Origin of the sequence: Pontimonas sp., assembly GCF_031581085.1 — a bacterium.
Classification (GTDB): Bacteria; Actinomycetota; Actinomycetes; order Actinomycetales; family Microbacteriaceae; genus Pontimonas.
In genome coordinates, this window is sequence record NZ_JAVLBO010000009.1 from 28,616 (window position 1) to 45,644 (window position 17,029).

A 17,029-nucleotide genomic window follows, 5' to 3' on the forward strand; every position below is an offset into this window, starting at 1 on the left:
CTACCCTGCGGCTTTCTCCACCACACTCACCGCGTGCTCCATCAGAGGCTCGTGCTCCACAGCGGCGGCGCGGTGAGGCTCTACACCTGCGCCAATCTGCCGGATTGTCGCACGGTGCTGAACGTCGATACCGCGACCGGAAATACATAAGTCGACGTAGCGCGGCCTGGCTTCTCGGCGGTGCTGGTGACTGAGTGTGATGTGTTGTTGGGAGAGTAGGCCAAAACCGTCTCCTAGGCCGTCCCAGCTGCGCTGGGTGATGGCGAGTCGCCCTTCGCTACCGGGCCAGGTCGCGCGGATGAGAAGGGTTGCCCCACGCTCTCGGAGTCTTGCCTGGAAACGATCACGCTGGCTTTGTGGTGGAAGCGCAGTCGAGGGGCTCAACACGACAAGCGGCAGGGCGTCGGCCAGCGTGCTGGTGACAGAAAACCCACTGCTACCGGGGTGGGGAACGAGAACGAGCCGCTCGAGATCCACTCCTGCATCAGCGGCGGCCTGGAGGCCTAAATGGGCCATTCCCACAATGGCGATCCAGTGGCCTGCCTGACTGGGGCCCGCCAAAAGATTCCACAGCAGTGAGCGGCCTTCAGAGATTTCATAGACCGCACCGCGACGTAGGCCACCGTCGGGAAAGAGCCTGTCCACACCCGCTGTGCTGGGAAAGGCGGGCTGGTCTAATTGGGGCGATTCCAGGTGGCGAATGTGCTGGCGCAGGGCGTCGACCTGCTCGCGGCGGATACGCGCAGTCGGATACACAGTGAGGGGAGACACAGAGCCATGTTCGAACATTTGTTCGATTATGTCAATGTCCACTGACAACCCACTGCGTGGAGTTATCCCCAGAAACAGTCAGGGGTCTCACACCGCGTGTGAGACCCCGTGAATTCTGGTGCGCGAGGGGGGACTTGAACCCCCACGCCCTTAATCGGGCACTAGCACCTCAAGCTAGCGCGTCTGCCAATTCCGCCACCCGCGCAAAGCACACCGAATCCGATGACCGAGAAGACACTACCACTAAACCCGCAGGGCATACCGGGGTGCAGATCACCGGCCAGGCCACCCCTAAGCAGTAGCGTGGAGGGGTCAATCAATGGAGGGCGCCCGGTGACTATTCTCGAAGCCATTATTTTGGGCATCCTCCAAGGCCTCACCGAATTCCTGCCCATTTCTTCCAGCGCACACCTGCGTATCGCCGGAGAATTTCTCCCCGGAGCCAGCGACCCGGGAGCCACATTCACCGCCATCACCCAGATTGGTACCGAAATTGCGGTGTTGATCTATTTCTGGCGCGACATTCGGGCAATTCTTGCCGCCTGGTTTCGACACCTCTGGCGCCCACAGACCACCCTCGCCGCGATGGACGCCACCGAGCGCCAGGCGGTGCGAATGGGCTGGCTCATCATCGTGGGAACACTCCCCATCGTCATTGTCGGCTACACCGCACAGGCAGCCATTCGGGACGTCTTTCGTTCACTCTGGCTTGTCGCCACCGTCCTCATCGTCTTCGGGTTGGTTCTGTGGGCAGCGGACTACCTGGGCCGTCGAACGCGCACCCTCGACGACCTCACCACCAGCCACGGCCTCGCCTACGGACTTGCTCAAACACTCGCCCTCATCCCCGGTGTCTCGCGCTCGGGGGCCACCATCTCGATGGGACGTGCGTTGGGTTACTCCCGCGTGGAGGCCACCCGCTACGCATTTTTGCTGGCCATCCCGGCGGTATTCGGTAGTGGATTTTATGAGCTGCGCACCGCGTTATTTGATCCGGTCGCGGCCGGCCCCATTGACCCGGTGGCCACACTGATTGCCACCCTCACGGCCGGGGTTGTGGGGTTTGCGGTCATCGCCTGGTTGATGCGCTACCTCAGCACACACAGCTTTCTGCCCTTTGTCCTCTACCGCGTGGTGTTGGGCAGCGGTCTGCTGATCCTGCTGGGCACAGGAGTCCTCGACGGGTAGTTCCGGACGTTTAGCCTTCGCCGCCGGCGATACCACCCGGCCAGTCGGGGCGTTTGTTGAGGTAGCGCTCGAATTCTTTGGCAATCGCGTCGCCGCTCGCTTCCGGCGATTCCACCGTGTCGCGCTGTTTTTCTAACTGGTGAATGTACGCGAGCATGTCATCGTCTTCAGCGGCCAAGGAATCGATGTTTTCTTCCCACACTTCCGCCTGCTCCACCAAAGACTCGCGGGGAATATCGACGCCGGTCAATTCGTGTAGTCGGTCCAAAATCGCCAGTGTGGCCTTCGGCGACGGCGAGGTGTGGACGTAGTGGGGGACCTGGGCCCACAGGTTCATCACCGCGATACCCGACTCCTGTGCTTGCAAGCCCAACACACTCAAGATTCCTACCGGGCCCTCATAGCTGGAGCGCTCGACATCGATCGCCTCTCTGATGTCAGAATCTTCGCTGGACGAGAGCATTCGCACGGGCCGGGAGTGGGGCACATCGGCCAGCATCGCCCCGCAGAGGACCATCTGATCCACATCCTGGGAGAGCGCTTGGAGGACCAACTGGTCGGCCAACTGACGCCACATGCGAGAAGGTTCCGCCCCGAGAATCACGAAAGGGCCCTCACCGTCACCCTCGTGGCGATCGGGCCCAAAGAGGGTGATGTCCGGCCACGAAATCACCCGAGACCCATCGGATTCGATTTGCACGAAAGGCCTGGTGACTTGGTAGTCAAAATAGGCTTCGTCGCTAATGACCTCATAGGGCACCAGGCCGAAATGTTCGACCACCATGCGCAGCGCAGAAGTGGCGGCTTCTCCCGCATCACTCCAGCCCTCGGTCGCGACCAAGAGAGTGTGCGGAGGTTCGAAAATGGGTCGCTCTGTCATACCCCTCCAACCTACCCCTGAAAGCGCAGACGCCGCTGATTACCCGCGACACCACGGACACCTCGTGGTCTCACCAGCCCAGTAGACTCGCTCACTGTGACAACACGCATCAACGCTGGGCTTTTTGACATGGACGGCACCCTGATCGACAGCGAGCCTTTCTGGCTGGAAGCAGAAATGGCTCTCGTCGCATCCTTCGGGGGCGAGTGGACCCACGAGCAAGGCCTCACGCTGGTGGGCAGTGGCCTGTGGGATAGCGCCACGGCACTCCAACACGCCGGTGTGGACCTCGACCAGGCAGAGATTATCGACCGACTCAGCGCGACTGTGAGGAGCCGCCTCGAGCAACAGATCCCCTGGCGGCCGGGGGCACGAGAAATGATCAGCCAGATGCTCGAGCACGGTCTGCCCACCGCACTGGTCACCATGTCCTATCGCAAGAATGCCCTGACCGTTGCTCGCGCGATGAGCGCTGAACTGGGTCGTGAGGCCTTCGGTTTTGTGATCGCCGGTGACGATGTCGAGCAGCCAAAACCCAACCCCGAGGCGTACCTGAGGGCAGCCGAAGCACTCGGTGTGGATGTCAACCAGTCGGTCGCGTTCGAAGATTCGGTCTTCGGTGCGGCAGCCGCCTACTCTTCGGGAGCCCTCACTATTGGAATCCCCCTGCACATCGACATTCCTGACACCTACGTGCACAGCCGGTGGGACTCGATGGAGCACAAAACCTTGGACGATATTGAGCGTGAATGGCAACGCCGCGAGGACGCGGGGTGAGTCCCAGCACCCTGCTCGAAGCAGGTGAAGTGGTGCGCCTGACCGACCCGAAAGGTCGACACCACACTTTCGTCCTGGAGGCCGGTGGGCGATTTCACTCACACCGGGGCTCACTCTCGCACGACGCCCTGATTGGCCTGCCCGAGGGCAGCGTGCTGAGCACTGAACAGGCGGTGGAGTACCTGGTGATGCGCCCTCTCTTAGAAGATTACGTGCTGTCGATGCCCCGAGGGGCAGCGATTATCTACCCCAAAGACGCCACTCAGATTCTCCAGCGCGCCGATATCCATCCAGGCCAGACGGTGCTGGAGGCCGGCTTAGGCTCTGGTGCGCTCAGCCTGTGGCTGCATCGCGTCTTGGGCCCCGAAGGCACCCTGGTGTCAGTCGATCGGCGAGAAGACTTTGTCGAGATTGCCCGCGGCAACGTCGAGACCTTTTACCGCGGGTCACCGCCTGCACAGTGGGATATTCGAACAGGTGAGCTCAACGATGTCCTCGCCGATCAGCCCGATCATTCTGTCGATCGCATCATTCTCGACATGCTCGCACCCTGGGAATGCCTGGAGCAGAGCCTGCGCACCCTCGTCCCCGGAGGGGTCATCCTCTGCTACGTGGCGACCGTGACTCAGCTCTCTCGTGTGATCGAAGCGCTTCGCGACACCGAGCGCACCACCGAGCCCGAAGCCTCGGAAACGCTGAACCGACCCTGGCACGTCGAAGGTCTCGCGGTGCGCCCAGAGCATCGAATGATCGGACACACCGCTTTTCTGTGCTGGGCGCGCACACTCGCCCCCGGCGCCACACTGCCGGTGCGGCCGGGAAAAAAAGTCAAGCCCGACTATTTGGCTGAGGACATCGAAGCCTGGACACCCGGCGCGGTCGGCCAGCGCACCGAAACGGCCAAAAAGATTCGACAGCTCCAACGAGAGAGCACCGCACGAGCCGACAAAGCCCGCCGGGCAGAGCCCACACACCCTGTCGAGGACACCCGCTCGGGTCGCGGTTCTGGCGACCTCGGCGACTCTCCAGCGGGCATAGAATAGAGGCCTCATGACAAGAATTTCTGGGCTGTCTATTGCCATTACGGGTCTGATCGGTGTGGGTGTCGTGGCCGGGGGAGTGGCCGTGATCACCGCCGGTGACCCCGGCTGTGAACCGGTGGCGACGGCCGGTAAAGCCTCAAGTCTGGTGAGCGTGGAAGATCCCGAGGGTCCGGGCAGGCCACCCGTCGTGGATTTCCCCACACCGCTCATAACCGACGGCAAAGAAATATCCACAACCGTTGAAGGCGAGGGCGAAATCGCTCGCGCCGGCGCGGCCGTCGACTTTCACATCGCGGCCTTCCTCGGCGCTAATGGGCAACTCTTGACCGCCAGTAGCTTCACCGACGAAGAGTCCGTGCGCCGAGTGGTCGACCCCGAGAGTGAAGACTTCTTTTCCCGCTCATTGCAGTGTGCACAGGCTGGTGACCGCATTGTGGTGACCGACACGGTGGAAAGCGTGTTTGGCCCAGTGCCCGAAGATGACCTCGTCCAAAACGACTCCACTGCGGTCATCGTGGTCGATGTGGTCAGCTCCTACCTCAGCCAAGCAAACGGCAGGCCGCTCGCCTCCCAATCCGGTTCACCCATGGTGGTCACCCATCCCGAAGGCTTTCACGGCGTCACCCTTCCGATGGGTGCACCGCCAGAAGACCTCCAGGTCTACACCGTGAAGAAGGGTGACGGCCCACCTCTAGCGAGCGGAGACGCCGCGGTCGTCCACTTCACCGGAGTGGTGTGGGAAACCCGGCAGATGTTTACCTCGAGTTTTGAACAGCAAACGCCCCTCGATGTGCTCCTCGTCGATGGCTCGAGTGGCGACGCACCCGAAGGGGTGATCGGCGGTATCTACGACGGACTCGTCGGCCAGACCGTGGGCTCTCAGGTCTCCATCGTGGTTCCCCCGAGCGCCGGCTACCCAGAAGGTGCCGGTCCGGCGGGAGTGCCCGAAGGGACCACCCTGGTCTACGTCTTCGACGTCCTCGGCATCCGCTAACCACTCTGCGTATCCCCAACGGTGAGCGCGAGTGCCTGAACACCGGAGCGTTGCGTAGGATGTGCCCGTGGCTGCCCAGACGATACGACCAGAGGATCGACTCTTTCACCTGATTCTGGCGTTAATGGCGACCACGCAGGGTCTCTCCAAAGAACACATTCTCCAGACGGTACGCGGATACCGGGAAGACATTGACGCGGGAGCACAGCGGGCCACCATCGAACGGCGCTTCGAGCGCGATAAGGACATCGTGCGGGAATTGGGAATTCCCCTCGAGACCTACGTCCCCGCAGAAGATCAGGGCAACAACAAGGCCACGCTCTATCGCATCCCCAAAACCGAGTACGACCCGCCTCGGGGGTGGCAGTTAGACGCACAAGACATTCGCCTGCTCAACACTGCGGCCGCGGTGTGGCGCGAGGGCAGTCTCTCGGTCGAAGCTCGGCTGACTCACACAAAGCTCGCCGGTTATGGCGTGTTGGTGGACGAACCACTGGTCGGTTTTCTTCCCATGATCACCGCGCGAGACCCCGCGTTGGATACTCTGCGTCGCGCGGTAGCCGAGGGCTACCAGGTGCGCTTTGACTATCTCACTCCCGGACAGAGCCAGCCCAAGACTCGAACAGTCTCCGCACTGTCCATGGTGCTCCACGAAAACCGTTGGCACCTCCTGAGCGTGGAAGAGCCAGGCGGTTCGGAGCGAACTTTTCTGCTTCGACGCATTGTGAGCCCGGTGACCGCCTTGGAGGTGCCCGCACGGAGCGCGGCCGCCGGTCAAATCGAGTCGATGACGGCCGAGCTGGACGAGTTGTTTTGGTCACAGCAGGCCCGCATCGAGGTCACACCCGGAAGTATCGCCGCGCTGGAGCTCGCCCATCGCCCCGGAAGTTCCACAGAGGGTGAGAGTGTGCTCGTGCATTTCACCGATGCGGTGTCGCTGGGGGTCGAATTGGCCGGCTACGGACCCGACATTCGCTCTATCGCTCCCGAGGCGGTCCAGATGGCACACCGTGAGGCCCTGAATACGGTGGTGGCCCAGCATGGCCGGTAACACCTCACACGCGGCCGGGGAAAACCTCGTGCTGTTTCTCGCCCTCGTTCCGTTTGTAATGGATCGAGGCGAGGTGACGATCGAGCAGGCCGCCACACAATTTGGCCGCAGCGAAAAAGACATCAGAAAGGCCGTCGAGCTCATCGCCTGCGCGGGAATCCCGGGCGACTCGTCTGCCTACCTGCACGCCGATCTGTTCGATATTGATTGGGATGCGTTGGAAGGTGAGGGCGTTATTCGCTTTGAAAACACCATCCTCATCGACCAGCAACCCCGGTTGTCGCCGCGCGAACTCGCCGCACTCATCGCCGGGCTGCAGTACCTCGCCGCCCACCCTCGATACGGCGAGCGCAGTGACGTTCAGCGACTCCTCGGCAAACTTCGGGCGCTTTCGGGCAACGTGGGTGGTGACACCCTGGTGGTGAAATCTGCGCCGGTCGATGCCACCAGAGACGTCCTCGACGCGGCGATTGCCGCGGGCACTCAGGTGAGTTTTGACTACGTCACCACCTCGGGTGAGTCGACCAGGCGCAGTGTGGACCCCATCGCGCTCGAGGCGAGGGATAACACCTGGTACCTGCGGGGATGGTGTCACACTCGAGAGGCTCTGCGCGTGTTTCGGCTCGATCGTATGAACGCCGTGGACACTCTGGAGTCTGCGGTGTGGAGCCATCCGGATGTGGATCAACCCGAGTCGTGGCAGATTTTTGACCCGTCGTCGGCTGATCTCCAGGTGGTCATCGAATGCGATCGCCACGCACTGCCCCTGATCGCCGAATATCTCGATCGACACAACCCGCCCGAGCAGGAGGGTGACGTATTCGTGGCCACCATTCCCTTCGCCCACGAAAACGCTCTGGTGCGCTTTGTCTGCTCCCACCCGGGCATGGTTCGCGTGCGCGGCCCGGAATCAGCCAGAGCGGCGGTAGTGGACTTTGCCTCGCGCGCGCTGGGGGCCACGGCAGGCTCCGAAGGAGCTTAAGGCCCCGGTGTTACACTCCAGGCAGACCGCAACAGTCGGACGAAAGAGGAGCAGATAATGGGTGGCAATTTGGGGGGCTGGACCGGCCTCATCGTGTTAGTGCTCATCATTTTGCTCTTTGGTGCGCCCAAATTGCCCGCACTCGCCAGGAGCCTGGGTCAGTCCATGAAAATCTTCAAATCCGAAGTCAAGGCGCAGCCTGACGACGAGGACAAGGCGGCACCTTCCGACGAGCAGGAACTTCCGAAGAACTAGCCGTGGCCAGATCCGATGGGGCCAGGATGTCCCTCGCGGAACACCTCGTTGAGCTTCGCAAGCGCCTCCTCATCAGTGCCGTCGCCGTTGTCCTCGCCGGGGTGGGAGGCTGGTTTTTAGCCGACTTTGTCTGGGCCGCGCTGTCAGATCCGGTGCTAGAAATCGCCCAGGAGCGCGACCGGAACGCGGAGATTAACTACACCAGCGTGAGCGAGGCCTTCGATACTCGAATCGCTATCGCACTGACACTCGGCATCGTCTTGTCCGCACCAGTCTGGCTGTATCAAATCTGGGCCTATTTTGTCCCCGCCCTGATGTCCCAGGAGAAGAGGGTGGTGTTGGGCTTCCTCGCCGCCGCTGTGCCGCTGTTTTTCGCCGGAGTCTTCACCGGGTGGACTGTCCTTCCCAACATCGTCATCCTGCTCACCGGGTTTGCCCCCGCAGAATCGGCGACGCTGCTCACCGCTCGGGTGTACCTGGACTTCGCGCTGAAGCTCGTGGTCGCCATCGGCGTCGGGTTTGTCTTACCGGTATTTCTGGTGGTGCTGAACGTTCTCGGTGTGCTGAGCGCGCGCGCCATCATCAAGGGCTGGCGTATCGCCATCGTGCTCATCGCGCTCTTTACCGCGATTGCCACCCCAGCGGCCGACGTCGTGTCAATGGTGTTACTCGCCATTCCGATTATTGCCCTCTACTACCTGGCGGCCTTGATCGCCTGGCTTCACGACCGTCGGGCTGCGAAAAAGACGGCACTGCTCCTAGGTGACGCGGCAACCCGGGAGGGCAGATCCGGTGGCTGACCCCTCTTCCGCGAAACTCTCTCCCGCGGAGCGCTATCGGGCGGCCACCAAACGCAGCCATTCGCCGGGGCTTTCCACCTACCGCGAGAGCCTCGCCTTCGATTTGGACCCGTTCCAGATCGCCTCGTGTGAGTCGGTCGAGGCCGGCCGGGGCGTGCTCGTCGCGGCCCCCACGGGTGCCGGAAAGACCGCTGTGGCGGAATTTGCCATCTTCTTGGCTTTGCAGACGCGGACGGCCAAAGTGTTTTACACCACGCCGATGAAGGCGCTGTCGAACCAGAAATACACCGAACTGGTCGAGGAGTATGGCGCGTCACAGATTGGCCTGCTGACCGGGGATACCAGCATTAACCCACACGCCCGCGTGGTCATCATGACCACCGAAGTGCTGCGCAACATGCTCTATGCCCACAGTGAGCTCTTGGAGGATTTGGCGTACGTGGTGATGGACGAGGTGCACTACCTCGCCGATCGTTTCCGAGGGGCCGTCTGGGAGGAAGTCATCATCCACCTGCCCGATTCGGTGCAACTGATCTCACTCAGCGCCACCGTGTCCAACGCGGAGGAATTTGGCGAATGGCTGCACACCGTGCGCGGAGATACCGACATCATTGTCAGCGAAGAGCGACCCGTCCCGCTCTACCAACACATGCTCGTGGGTGAGCGCATGGTGCCACTGTTTCGCAGCGACACTCTGGGGGTCACCCCCAAGGTCAACCCCGAAATCGTCCAGCTGGTCCACACGCTGCAGCGAAACCAGGGCACCCGCCAGCACTACGGTCGTGGGGCGCGCCGGGGCCGAGGGCGCGGATATGACCAGTCAACGACACCGCGGGTCTCCAGTGCGAAGGTCATTGGGATGCTGGAGCGCGAAGACCTCCTTCCCGCCATCTTCTTCGTATTTTCCCGAGTCGGCTGCAATAAATCCGTCCAAGCCGCACTCGATCGCGGGGTGGATCTCACCAGTCCCGAAGAGAAAGCGGCGATTCTCGATCTGGTCGAAGAAAAATGCGAACGACTCGATGAGGAGGACCTCGGCGTCTTGGGCTACCACGCCTGGGTGGACGGACTACTGCGGGGCGTCGCCGCGCACCACGCGGGTCTATTACCGGTGTTCAAAGAGGTCGTTGAGGAGGCCTTCCGGCGCAAGCTATTGCGGGTTGTGTTTGCCACCGAGACACTCGCGCTGGGCATCAACATGCCCGCGCGTACCGTGGTGTTGGAGAAGTTGGAAAAATTTGACGGCGAATCGAAAAAGCCCATTACGGCGGGGGAGTACACCCAACTGACGGGGCGCGCCGGGAGGCGGCGCATCGACACCCAAGGCCACTCGGTGATTACCTGGCGGCCCGGGATGAACCCCGAACAGGTCGCTCAACTCGCCTCAAAACGCTCCTACCCGTTGCGCTCGAGTTTCCGCCCCACCTACAACATGGCGGTGAACCTCATCGCCCAATTCGGTCACGAACCTACCCGCACCATCCTGGAGAGTTCTTTCGCGCAGTTTCAAGCCGATCGCCACGTGGTGGAGATGGCGAAAAATGTGCGCCGGAACGAAGAATCCTTGGCCGGTTACGAGGAGGCCATCCAGTGCGATCGGGGCCATTTTCCCGACTACGCCACGCTTCGACGCGCGCTGTCTGATCGAGAAAAAGCGCTGCGGCGCACCTCCGATGATTCTGAGCGCAGCGAAATCGACGCGTTGCGCGTGGAGCTCAAAAAACACCCCTGCCACCACTGTCCAGACCGGGAATCGCACGCGCGCTGGGCGGAGCGCTGGTGGCGCTTACAGCGCGAAACGGACAAAATGCGTCGACAAATCGACCTGCGCACCGGGGCAATCAGCGTCGTATTTGACCGCGTCGTCGCCGTGTTGGAGGAGCTCGACTACCTTCGACCCGGCGAGGACGACTACACGCTGAGTGTCCACGGGGAGCGCCTGCGACGCATCTACGGCGAGCGCGACCTGCTCACCGCCGAAGCGCTTCGTCGACAGTTGTGGACCGAGTTGGACCCCGCCAGCCTGGCCGCCATGGTCTCGGTGCTGGTTCACGAGGGGCGAGCCGATGAGATGCCCCCCAAACCCTCAGAGCTTCCTCCGGGGCCGTTTCGTGGTGCACTGAGCCACACCGAGGAGTTGTGGGAGCGGCTGGATCACCTCGAGCGCCGTCATCAGTTGACGGGACCCGATCCGCTCTCTGCCCATCGCGCCGCGGCGATGTGGGAGTGGGCCTCGGGTGCCGATCTCGCCGCCGTCATCGGCGAAGACGACGTCGCGGTGGGAGATTTTGTGCGCCTGTGTAAACAGGTTGTCGACGTCTTGGACCACATCGAGCAGGTCGATACCGGGCCGGTCGGCAAGCGTGCGATGGAGGCCAAAGCCCAAGTCTTTCGGGGAATCGTCGCCCTGAGCAGCCTTGTCTAAGCTTTCGGTTGTGAGCGTGGTGGATCAAACAGGGGCACGAGCGAGCACCCGTCACCGGGGGAGCGAGGCGTTGCCGCCCCTCGTGTCGCTACTTCTCGCCGGAGTCGCCGGTTGGGTGATGGACCTGGGGCACCCGGATGTGAACCTGTGGCCGCTCACACTGGTGGGGGCATCGCTGATGATCTTTGCCGCCCGAGGGTTAAGCGTCCCGTTTTCTCTCCTGGTGGGAGCGCTCGGCGGCTTTTCCTACTACGGCATCCACATTTGGTGGCTCACCGTGTATCTGGGTCCTGTGCCGTGGATTGCGCTGACCATCGCCCAGACCGCTTTTTTTGCACTCGGTTTTGTCCTTCTCACCCTCGCCTGGCGTTGGGTGCCGGCGCTGTGGCCGACTCCCGTGGGACGCGTGGGGATGGTGCCGACGGTCTTGGCGAGCATCTGGCTGCTGCGCGAATCGATTTCTGCCGTGTGGCCCTCGGGGGGCTTTAATTGGGCCCGTCTCGCCCACAGTCAGTCTGAGACGCCACTGACGCATCTGGTGGCGTGGGTGGGCCCTGGAGTCTTCAGCTTCATACTCGCCTGGCTGGCCGCCGGTGCAGTGGCTCTGTGGTTGGAGTATCGACTCGCTCGAGCCTCCCGTGCGGTGTTGGCCCTCGGCATTGTGACCACCCTCGTGGTGTGGCCTGCTTTTCCGACTCCGATTAGCGACCATCTGCGTGTTGCCGCCATCCAGGGAAACGCCGATGCGGGCCTTTTTGCCCAGTACGAGCGCGGCGATAACCTGCGCGACCATCACCGGGTGACCCAACGCCTCTACGGTGAGGACGTGGACGTGGTGGTGTGGCCAGAAAACGCCTCCGATATCGACCCCCTGCGCGATGACATGGCGGCCGCAGTGGCCGACGAAGTGGTGCGCGAAATGGCTGCACCGTTGGTCGTGGGGGCGATCACCCGATCCGGTGACGAAACATTCAACAGTGTCTTGTTGTGGGAAGAAGATGGCCGTGGCGGATCAGGGGCAACCGATCAATACGACAAGATCCACCCGGTGCCCTTCGCCGAATACTTGCCCTGGCGTGACCTGATTTACCCCCTCGCGCCCGACCTTTTCGACCTGGTGCCCAGGGATTACAGTTTTGGTAGCCGCGACACCGTGTTCTCCATCGACGAGCACACCGCCGGCATTGCCATCTGCTACGACATTGTCGATGACGCCATTTTCGCCCAGATGATGGATGAGGGTGCCGACATCATTTTCGCCCCTACCAACAATGCCGACTTTGGCCGAACCGACCAGAGCGTCCAGCAACTGGCCATCGCGAGGCTCCGCGCGGTCGAATTGGGTCGAAGCGTGGTGAACATCTCCACGGTGGGAACCAGCGCAGTCATCACTCCAGACGGTGACACCCTCGATCAACTGCCGACCTACACCGAGGGCTACATGATCGAGAGTGTGCCGATCGCCACCCACAGCACCCCCGCGGCGCTGTGGGGAAAACAGCTGGAGTGGTGGCTCATGGCTCTCGGCCTGAGCGCTCTCGCGATTGCCGGCTTCGCGAGACGACAATGGCTCAACTGAGTGTGCGGCGCATCTCCACGGCGACATCGGCCCGGTCGGTGACCATCGCGCGCACCCCTAGAGCCCAGTAGTCCTTCATCAGGTCTGGGTCATTAATCGTCCAGACTCCGAGGGTGACCTGTTGGCGTGACAGCGCGGTGACAAACCGCGGCGTGATGAGGTTTAGCCCTCGCCAGCGCGGCGGAATAAACACCGCCTGTGCTCCCGCGAGTGAACGGTGAGCAACCCCGGGCAACCCCACGCGAGAGGCGATGTAGGCGGGAAGGACCTGTTGACTCGTTGCGCAGTTGATGATGGGGGAGAGGGCTTTGAGTGCTTGGGCTCTGGTTGTCGACGAAAACGTCGCGATCATCACACGCGACGTGGCGCGGGCGCGCAACAGCGTGGACACCACGGGCTCCAGCGCGGAGGGGTGTTTAATGTCCACGCTCCATTTCGCCTCCGGAAACTCCTCCAATAATTCGGCCAAAGTGGGCATCGTGGCTCCACCGAGGTCGATTCGTGACAGCTCTCGATGACGAAGAGACGACACCCGGTCGGGCCTGCCGGCCGCTCGCATCAAATCGGGGTCGTGGGACACCATGGCCACCCCGTCGGCCGAGGCGTGCACATCGGTTTCCAACACGTCCGCGCCGACACGAAGCGCCTCGGCGAAAGCCGGGATTGTGTTTTCGGGGGAGTCCAACGCGAGGCCACGGTGGGCAACGACGATCTGAGCTGAGTCGGGAAAAAATGACACCCTGTCGTCCCTCCTCATTTGTGTGCGCGGGGTATGCCACAGTCCAGGGTAGTCCGCGGGGGTTGCTAGGGTTCTTTTCATGTCTGCTCCGTTAGAAAATCATGAACTAGTTGGCAAACGGGTCCTCGTGACCGGTTCGTCCCGGGGTATTGGTGCTCAAGTCATCCAGTACGTCGCTGCGGCTGGCGCGAAAGTGGCCATCAACTACCGCAACAAGGAAGCTCGGGCGGGAAAAATTGCCCAAGAGATTACCGACGCCGGGGGAGAGGCCATTGTCATCGGCGCTGATCTGACCGACCCGGTTGCCGTATTGGGAATGATGGGCACCCTGCGCGATACATTCAACGGCTTAGACATTCTCGTGTTGAATGCCTCAGGTGGCATGGAGCCAGACGTCGCTGAGGATTACGCCATGAAACTCAACCGCGATGCCCAGGTCGGCCTGTTAAACGCCGCCCTGCCACTGCTGGCGCCCGGAGGCAGAGTTGTCTTCATCACCAGCCACCAGGCTCACTTCATCCGCGATGTCGACACGATGCCCGAATATCGCCCGGTCGCGCTGTCAAAACGCGCCGGTGAGGATGCACTGCGGGCGATGAAGGACGAATTGGAGGCTAAAGAGGTCGGATTTGTGGTCGTCTCCGGCGACATGATCGAGGGCACCGTCACGGCGACGCTGCTCAATCGGATGCACCCCGGCGCTCTCGACGAGCGGAAAGAAGTGGCGGGCAAGATTTACAACGTCGAGGAGTTTGCCGCGGAAGTGACCCGCGCCATCGTCGACGACATTCCCGACGACCACACCCGACTGGTGGGCGACACCAGCTCGTTTAGCCCCAGCAACTAGCAGTGTTTGCCGCGCTTCGACCCACCAGTCGAGTGCTTTTGCTCACCCCGGAACATAAGACTCTGCTGCTCTTTACTCGTGCACCTGATTCGAGTAACTGGTCGCGCTGGGTGTTACCCGGAGGGGGAGTGGACCCCGGTGAGACCCACGAGGAGGCCGCCCGTCGTGAGGTCCAGGAAGAAACCGGTCTTGTCCTCGACCATGTAGGACCCCGGGTCTGGGTTGAAGACGTCTCGCTTCCCTACGACGAAGCGATCTACCCGGGTGCCCACCAGGAATATTTTGTCGCCTACACCGATCACGAATTTGTGCCCGACAGTTCGGGGTGGTCTGACACCGAACAGGTTGACGTCACCGCGTGGCGGTGGTGGACTCGCGAGGAGCTCTTGGCCACCAAGGAGCCTTTTGAACCCCGTCAGCTACCGGATCTGATGGGCGAGGGTGTGGGCCAGAGGGCGAGCGAAGAAGCGAACACGATAGTGGGGGAGATCCGATGAGCGGACACATTGTCAGTATCGGCGAGGCACTGGTCGACATGATCGAGACCACTGGTGATTCGGCGAGCGAAGGGACCCACAGCCAAGCGGCCCAACCCCACTACATGGCCGCGTGGGGTGGCAGTCCCATGAACGTCGCCGTGGGAGCCGCGCGGCTTGGCTCTCCGGTGGAATTTGCGGGCTCTTTCGCCGCCGATGCCCTGGGGGCAAAGCTCAAGGCTTTCCTGAGCGAGCAGGGCGTGGGTGTTGACCTCAGCGTGGACGTGGGGGAGATCAATACGACGATCGCGATGACGTCTTTTGTCAACGCCGAGCCACAGTATGCGTTTTATGCCGCTCCCGCCTCCTACGGTTTACTACCGCCGGCGACGGCCAATCGTCGACAGGTTGCCTCGGCTGCCGTCGTCCACACGGGTTCTTTAGTCGTGCTGGAAGATATGACTTTTGAAGCGGTGTCAGAGTGCTTCAGCGTCGCCGAGGGAATTAAGACTTTTGACCCGAATGTGCGACCCAAAATGGTCTCCGACTGGGACGAATATCGCAGGCGCTTGGGCTTTCTCATCCACCAGTCGGACTTTGTGAAGTACAGCATTGAAGACATTGAAGCCGCCTATCCCGCGCAATCTGCCGACTCGATCGCCTGGGCCACACTGGATGGACCCACCCAGGCGGTGCTGGTCACTCGAGGGGGCGAGCCCGTCACCCTCTACAGTCACGAACAACAGACCGACATCCCGCTCCACGGAGTACTGCCGGTGATCGACACTACGGGGGCAGGCGACGCCACCATGGCCGCCATAATCCACCAACTTGCCGCACACGGCGTGCCCGCTGATCACCAGGGCTGGCAGGACTTTGTGTCTAAGGCATTGGTGGTGGCCGGAATTTGCACGTCGCGTCGCGGGGGCGCCATAGCAATGCCGAGCGCCGAAGAAGTCATCGCCGCGGGCGCCCACCTGTAGGGACACACGTTACTCAACGGGACTAGTATTAACCGATAATACTTATTATGTCAGTTTAGCGATGGCGGGGCCTCGGTGCCCGCGGGAGCCTCTCCCCGCGGCTGCTGGGGCCCACGCACGTCAGCTGGCGAACGACTGGGTGGCCGATACCCACGAATCGAAAGTCGACTGCGCCAGACCCTGGTCAATTGCGCCTTCGGCGCGTTCAATGTTTTCCCTGAGGCGTTCCCGGAGTGGCCGGTCGTGTTCAGCGGGATTCTTCGCAAGCGCAAAAGATGTCAATCCTGCAGCGGCATTGAGTACCACGATGTCCCGCGCTGGGCTTCGATCCCCGGAGAGCACTGAGCGTGCCAGAGTGGCGTTGTGTTCGGGACTCTCCCCCAAAAGGTCCTCGATGCGGGCTTTTGGCAAACCGAGTTCTTCCACATCGATCACGTGCTCAATGACCTGGCCGCGGGTCACCTCCCACACGCGGCTGTGTCCGGTAGTCGTCATTTTGTCGATGCCGTCGTCGCCACGGTAGAGCAACGCAGTCGCCCCTCTTGTGCGAAAAACGCCCGCCATCTGCGGGACCCGCTCAAGAGTGGCCACACCCACCGCACTCGCTTCCGGTCTCGCCGGGTTACACAGCGGACCCAGGATATTGAACACGGTGGGAATGCCAATTTCTTTCCGCGCGGTGGCTGCGTGTCGAAAACCGGGGTGAAACTTTGCGGCAAAAACAAAGGTCAACCCCACTTCGTGGAATACCTGGGCGACCTGCTCGGGCGTGAGATCCACATTGACGCCCAGCTGGCCCAGGACATCGCTGGCACCTGAGGCAGAACTTGCGGCGCGGTTGCCGTGCTTTACGACGGGCGCACCTGCCGCTGCCGCCACGATCGACGCGATAGATGACACGTTGATTACCGCACCGTAAGGGTCTCCCCCAGTGCCGACGATATCGAGCACCATGGGGGGCACATCCAACGCCACCGCGTTGTCCAAAATGGCGGAGCGAAAGCCCACCACTTCGTCAACCGTCTCGCCCTTGGCGCGCAAAGACACGAGAAAAGCGGCGAGTTGGGCGTCACTGACTCCACCCGCCATGACCTGAGCCATCGCCTCGCTCGCCTCGGCGACCGACAGATCGGCTGGCGAGAGAATGTGCTGGAGTATTTCCGGCCATGTTCGTGACGCAGTCGACATATTCACAGCCTACTTTGTGCCACTGTCGCGGGGTTTCTGGTCCACGATTCC

17 protein-coding genes and 1 tRNA gene are annotated in these 17,029 nt (G+C 61.8%); 13 read left to right on the forward strand and 5 right to left on the reverse strand.

Annotated features, from left to right (window positions below; translation table 11 throughout):
• A complete protein-coding gene (locus tag RI518_RS04020; RefSeq protein ID WP_310689419.1) occupies positions 1-771 on the reverse strand; it encodes a hypothetical protein in 771 nt (256 codons plus the stop codon).
• A 116-nt stretch (positions 772-887) separates the two neighbouring features.
• Positions 888-976 (reverse strand) — tRNA-Leu (locus tag RI518_RS04025).
• Between the two features lie 128 nt (positions 977-1,104).
• Between RI518_RS04025 and RI518_RS04030 the strand changes: the two genes are divergently transcribed.
• Positions 1,105-1,959: an undecaprenyl-diphosphate phosphatase gene (locus RI518_RS04030; protein WP_310671008.1), complete on the forward strand. Its 855-nt coding sequence runs from the start codon at positions 1,105-1,107 to the stop codon at positions 1,957-1,959.
• Positions 1,960-1,969: 10 nt separating this feature from the next.
• Here RI518_RS04030 and RI518_RS04035 read toward each other — a convergent pair whose 3' ends face one another.
• Positions 1,970-2,839: a PAC2 family protein gene (locus RI518_RS04035; RefSeq protein ID WP_310671007.1), complete on the reverse strand. Its 870-nt coding sequence runs from the start codon at positions 2,837-2,839 to the stop codon at positions 1,970-1,972.
• A 96-nt stretch (positions 2,840-2,935) separates the two neighbouring features.
• Between RI518_RS04035 and RI518_RS04040 the strand changes: the two genes are divergently transcribed.
• The 9 genes from RI518_RS04040 to lnt all read left to right on the forward strand — a co-directional run bounded on the left by RI518_RS04040 (position 2,936) and on the right by lnt (position 12,745).
• Positions 2,936-3,616: an HAD family phosphatase gene (locus RI518_RS04040; RefSeq protein WP_310689420.1), complete on the forward strand. Its 681-nt coding sequence runs from the start codon at positions 2,936-2,938 to the stop codon at positions 3,614-3,616.
• Positions 3,589-4,659: a tRNA (adenine-N1)-methyltransferase gene (locus RI518_RS04045; RefSeq protein ID WP_397428158.1), complete on the forward strand. Its 1,071-nt coding sequence runs from the start codon at positions 3,589-3,591 to the stop codon at positions 4,657-4,659. The genes RI518_RS04040 and RI518_RS04045 overlap by 28 nt, the downstream gene beginning before the upstream one ends.
• Positions 4,660-4,666: 7 nt before the next feature.
• On the forward strand, positions 4,667-5,653 hold the full coding sequence (locus tag RI518_RS04050; protein WP_310689423.1) for an FKBP-type peptidyl-prolyl cis-trans isomerase: 987 nt from the start codon (positions 4,667-4,669) through the stop codon (positions 5,651-5,653).
• A gap of 67 nt (positions 5,654-5,720) precedes the next feature.
• The gene (locus RI518_RS04055; protein WP_310689424.1) at positions 5,721-6,704 is read left to right on the forward strand and encodes a WYL domain-containing protein; all 984 of its coding nucleotides are present in this window, start codon (positions 5,721-5,723) and stop codon (positions 6,702-6,704) included.
• Positions 6,694-7,686: a WYL domain-containing protein gene (locus RI518_RS04060; RefSeq protein WP_310689425.1), complete on the forward strand. Its 993-nt coding sequence runs from the start codon at positions 6,694-6,696 to the stop codon at positions 7,684-7,686. Before RI518_RS04055 ends, RI518_RS04060 begins: the two co-directional genes overlap by 11 nt.
• Positions 7,687-7,743: 57 nt before the next feature.
• A complete protein-coding gene (gene tatA, locus RI518_RS04065; protein ID WP_310671000.1) occupies positions 7,744-7,941 on the forward strand; it encodes a twin-arginine translocase TatA/TatE family subunit in 198 nt (65 codons plus the stop codon).
• A gap of 2 nt (positions 7,942-7,943) precedes the next feature.
• The gene (gene tatC / locus RI518_RS04070; protein WP_310670999.1) at positions 7,944-8,741 is read left to right on the forward strand and encodes a twin-arginine translocase subunit TatC; all 798 of its coding nucleotides are present in this window, start codon (positions 7,944-7,946) and stop codon (positions 8,739-8,741) included.
• The gene (locus RI518_RS04075) at positions 8,734-11,166 is read left to right on the forward strand and encodes a DEAD/DEAH box helicase (protein WP_310670998.1); all 2,433 of its coding nucleotides are present in this window, start codon (positions 8,734-8,736) and stop codon (positions 11,164-11,166) included. Before tatC ends, RI518_RS04075 begins: the two co-directional genes overlap by 8 nt.
• A 10-nt stretch (positions 11,167-11,176) precedes the next feature.
• On the forward strand, positions 11,177-12,745 hold the full coding sequence (gene lnt, locus RI518_RS04080; protein ID WP_310689427.1) for an apolipoprotein N-acyltransferase: 1,569 nt from the start codon (positions 11,177-11,179) through the stop codon (positions 12,743-12,745).
• On the opposite strand, the gene RI518_RS04085 is transcribed toward lnt, so the two are convergent.
• Positions 12,738-13,484, reverse strand: coding sequence for a glycerophosphodiester phosphodiesterase family protein (locus RI518_RS04085; protein ID WP_310670996.1), 747 nt, complete (start codon positions 13,482-13,484; stop codon positions 12,738-12,740). The two genes, lnt and RI518_RS04085, sit on opposite strands and share 8 nt — an antisense overlap.
• 79 nt (positions 13,485-13,563) lie before the next feature.
• Here RI518_RS04085 and RI518_RS04090 point away from each other — a divergent pair, with 79 nt between their 5' ends.
• Genes RI518_RS04090 through RI518_RS04100 form a run of 3 tightly spaced genes read left to right on the forward strand, consistent with a single transcriptional unit; the run spans position 13,564 to position 15,790 of the window.
• A complete protein-coding gene (locus RI518_RS04090; protein WP_310670995.1) occupies positions 13,564-14,331 on the forward strand; it encodes an SDR family oxidoreductase in 768 nt (255 codons plus the stop codon).
• A 2-nt stretch (positions 14,332-14,333) separates the two neighbouring features.
• A complete protein-coding gene (locus tag RI518_RS04095) occupies positions 14,334-14,828 on the forward strand; it encodes an NUDIX domain-containing protein (RefSeq protein ID WP_310670994.1) in 495 nt (164 codons plus the stop codon).
• Positions 14,825-15,790: a PfkB family carbohydrate kinase gene (locus RI518_RS04100; RefSeq protein WP_310689428.1), complete on the forward strand. Its 966-nt coding sequence runs from the start codon at positions 14,825-14,827 to the stop codon at positions 15,788-15,790. Before RI518_RS04095 ends, RI518_RS04100 begins: the two co-directional genes overlap by 4 nt.
• Positions 15,791-15,910: 120 nt before the next feature.
• Here the strand turns inward: RI518_RS04100 and trpD are convergent, their stop codons facing one another.
• On the reverse strand, positions 15,911-16,978 hold the full coding sequence (gene trpD / locus RI518_RS04105) for an anthranilate phosphoribosyltransferase (protein WP_310689429.1): 1,068 nt from the start codon (positions 16,976-16,978) through the stop codon (positions 15,911-15,913).
• Positions 16,979-17,029 lie beyond the last annotated feature (51 nt).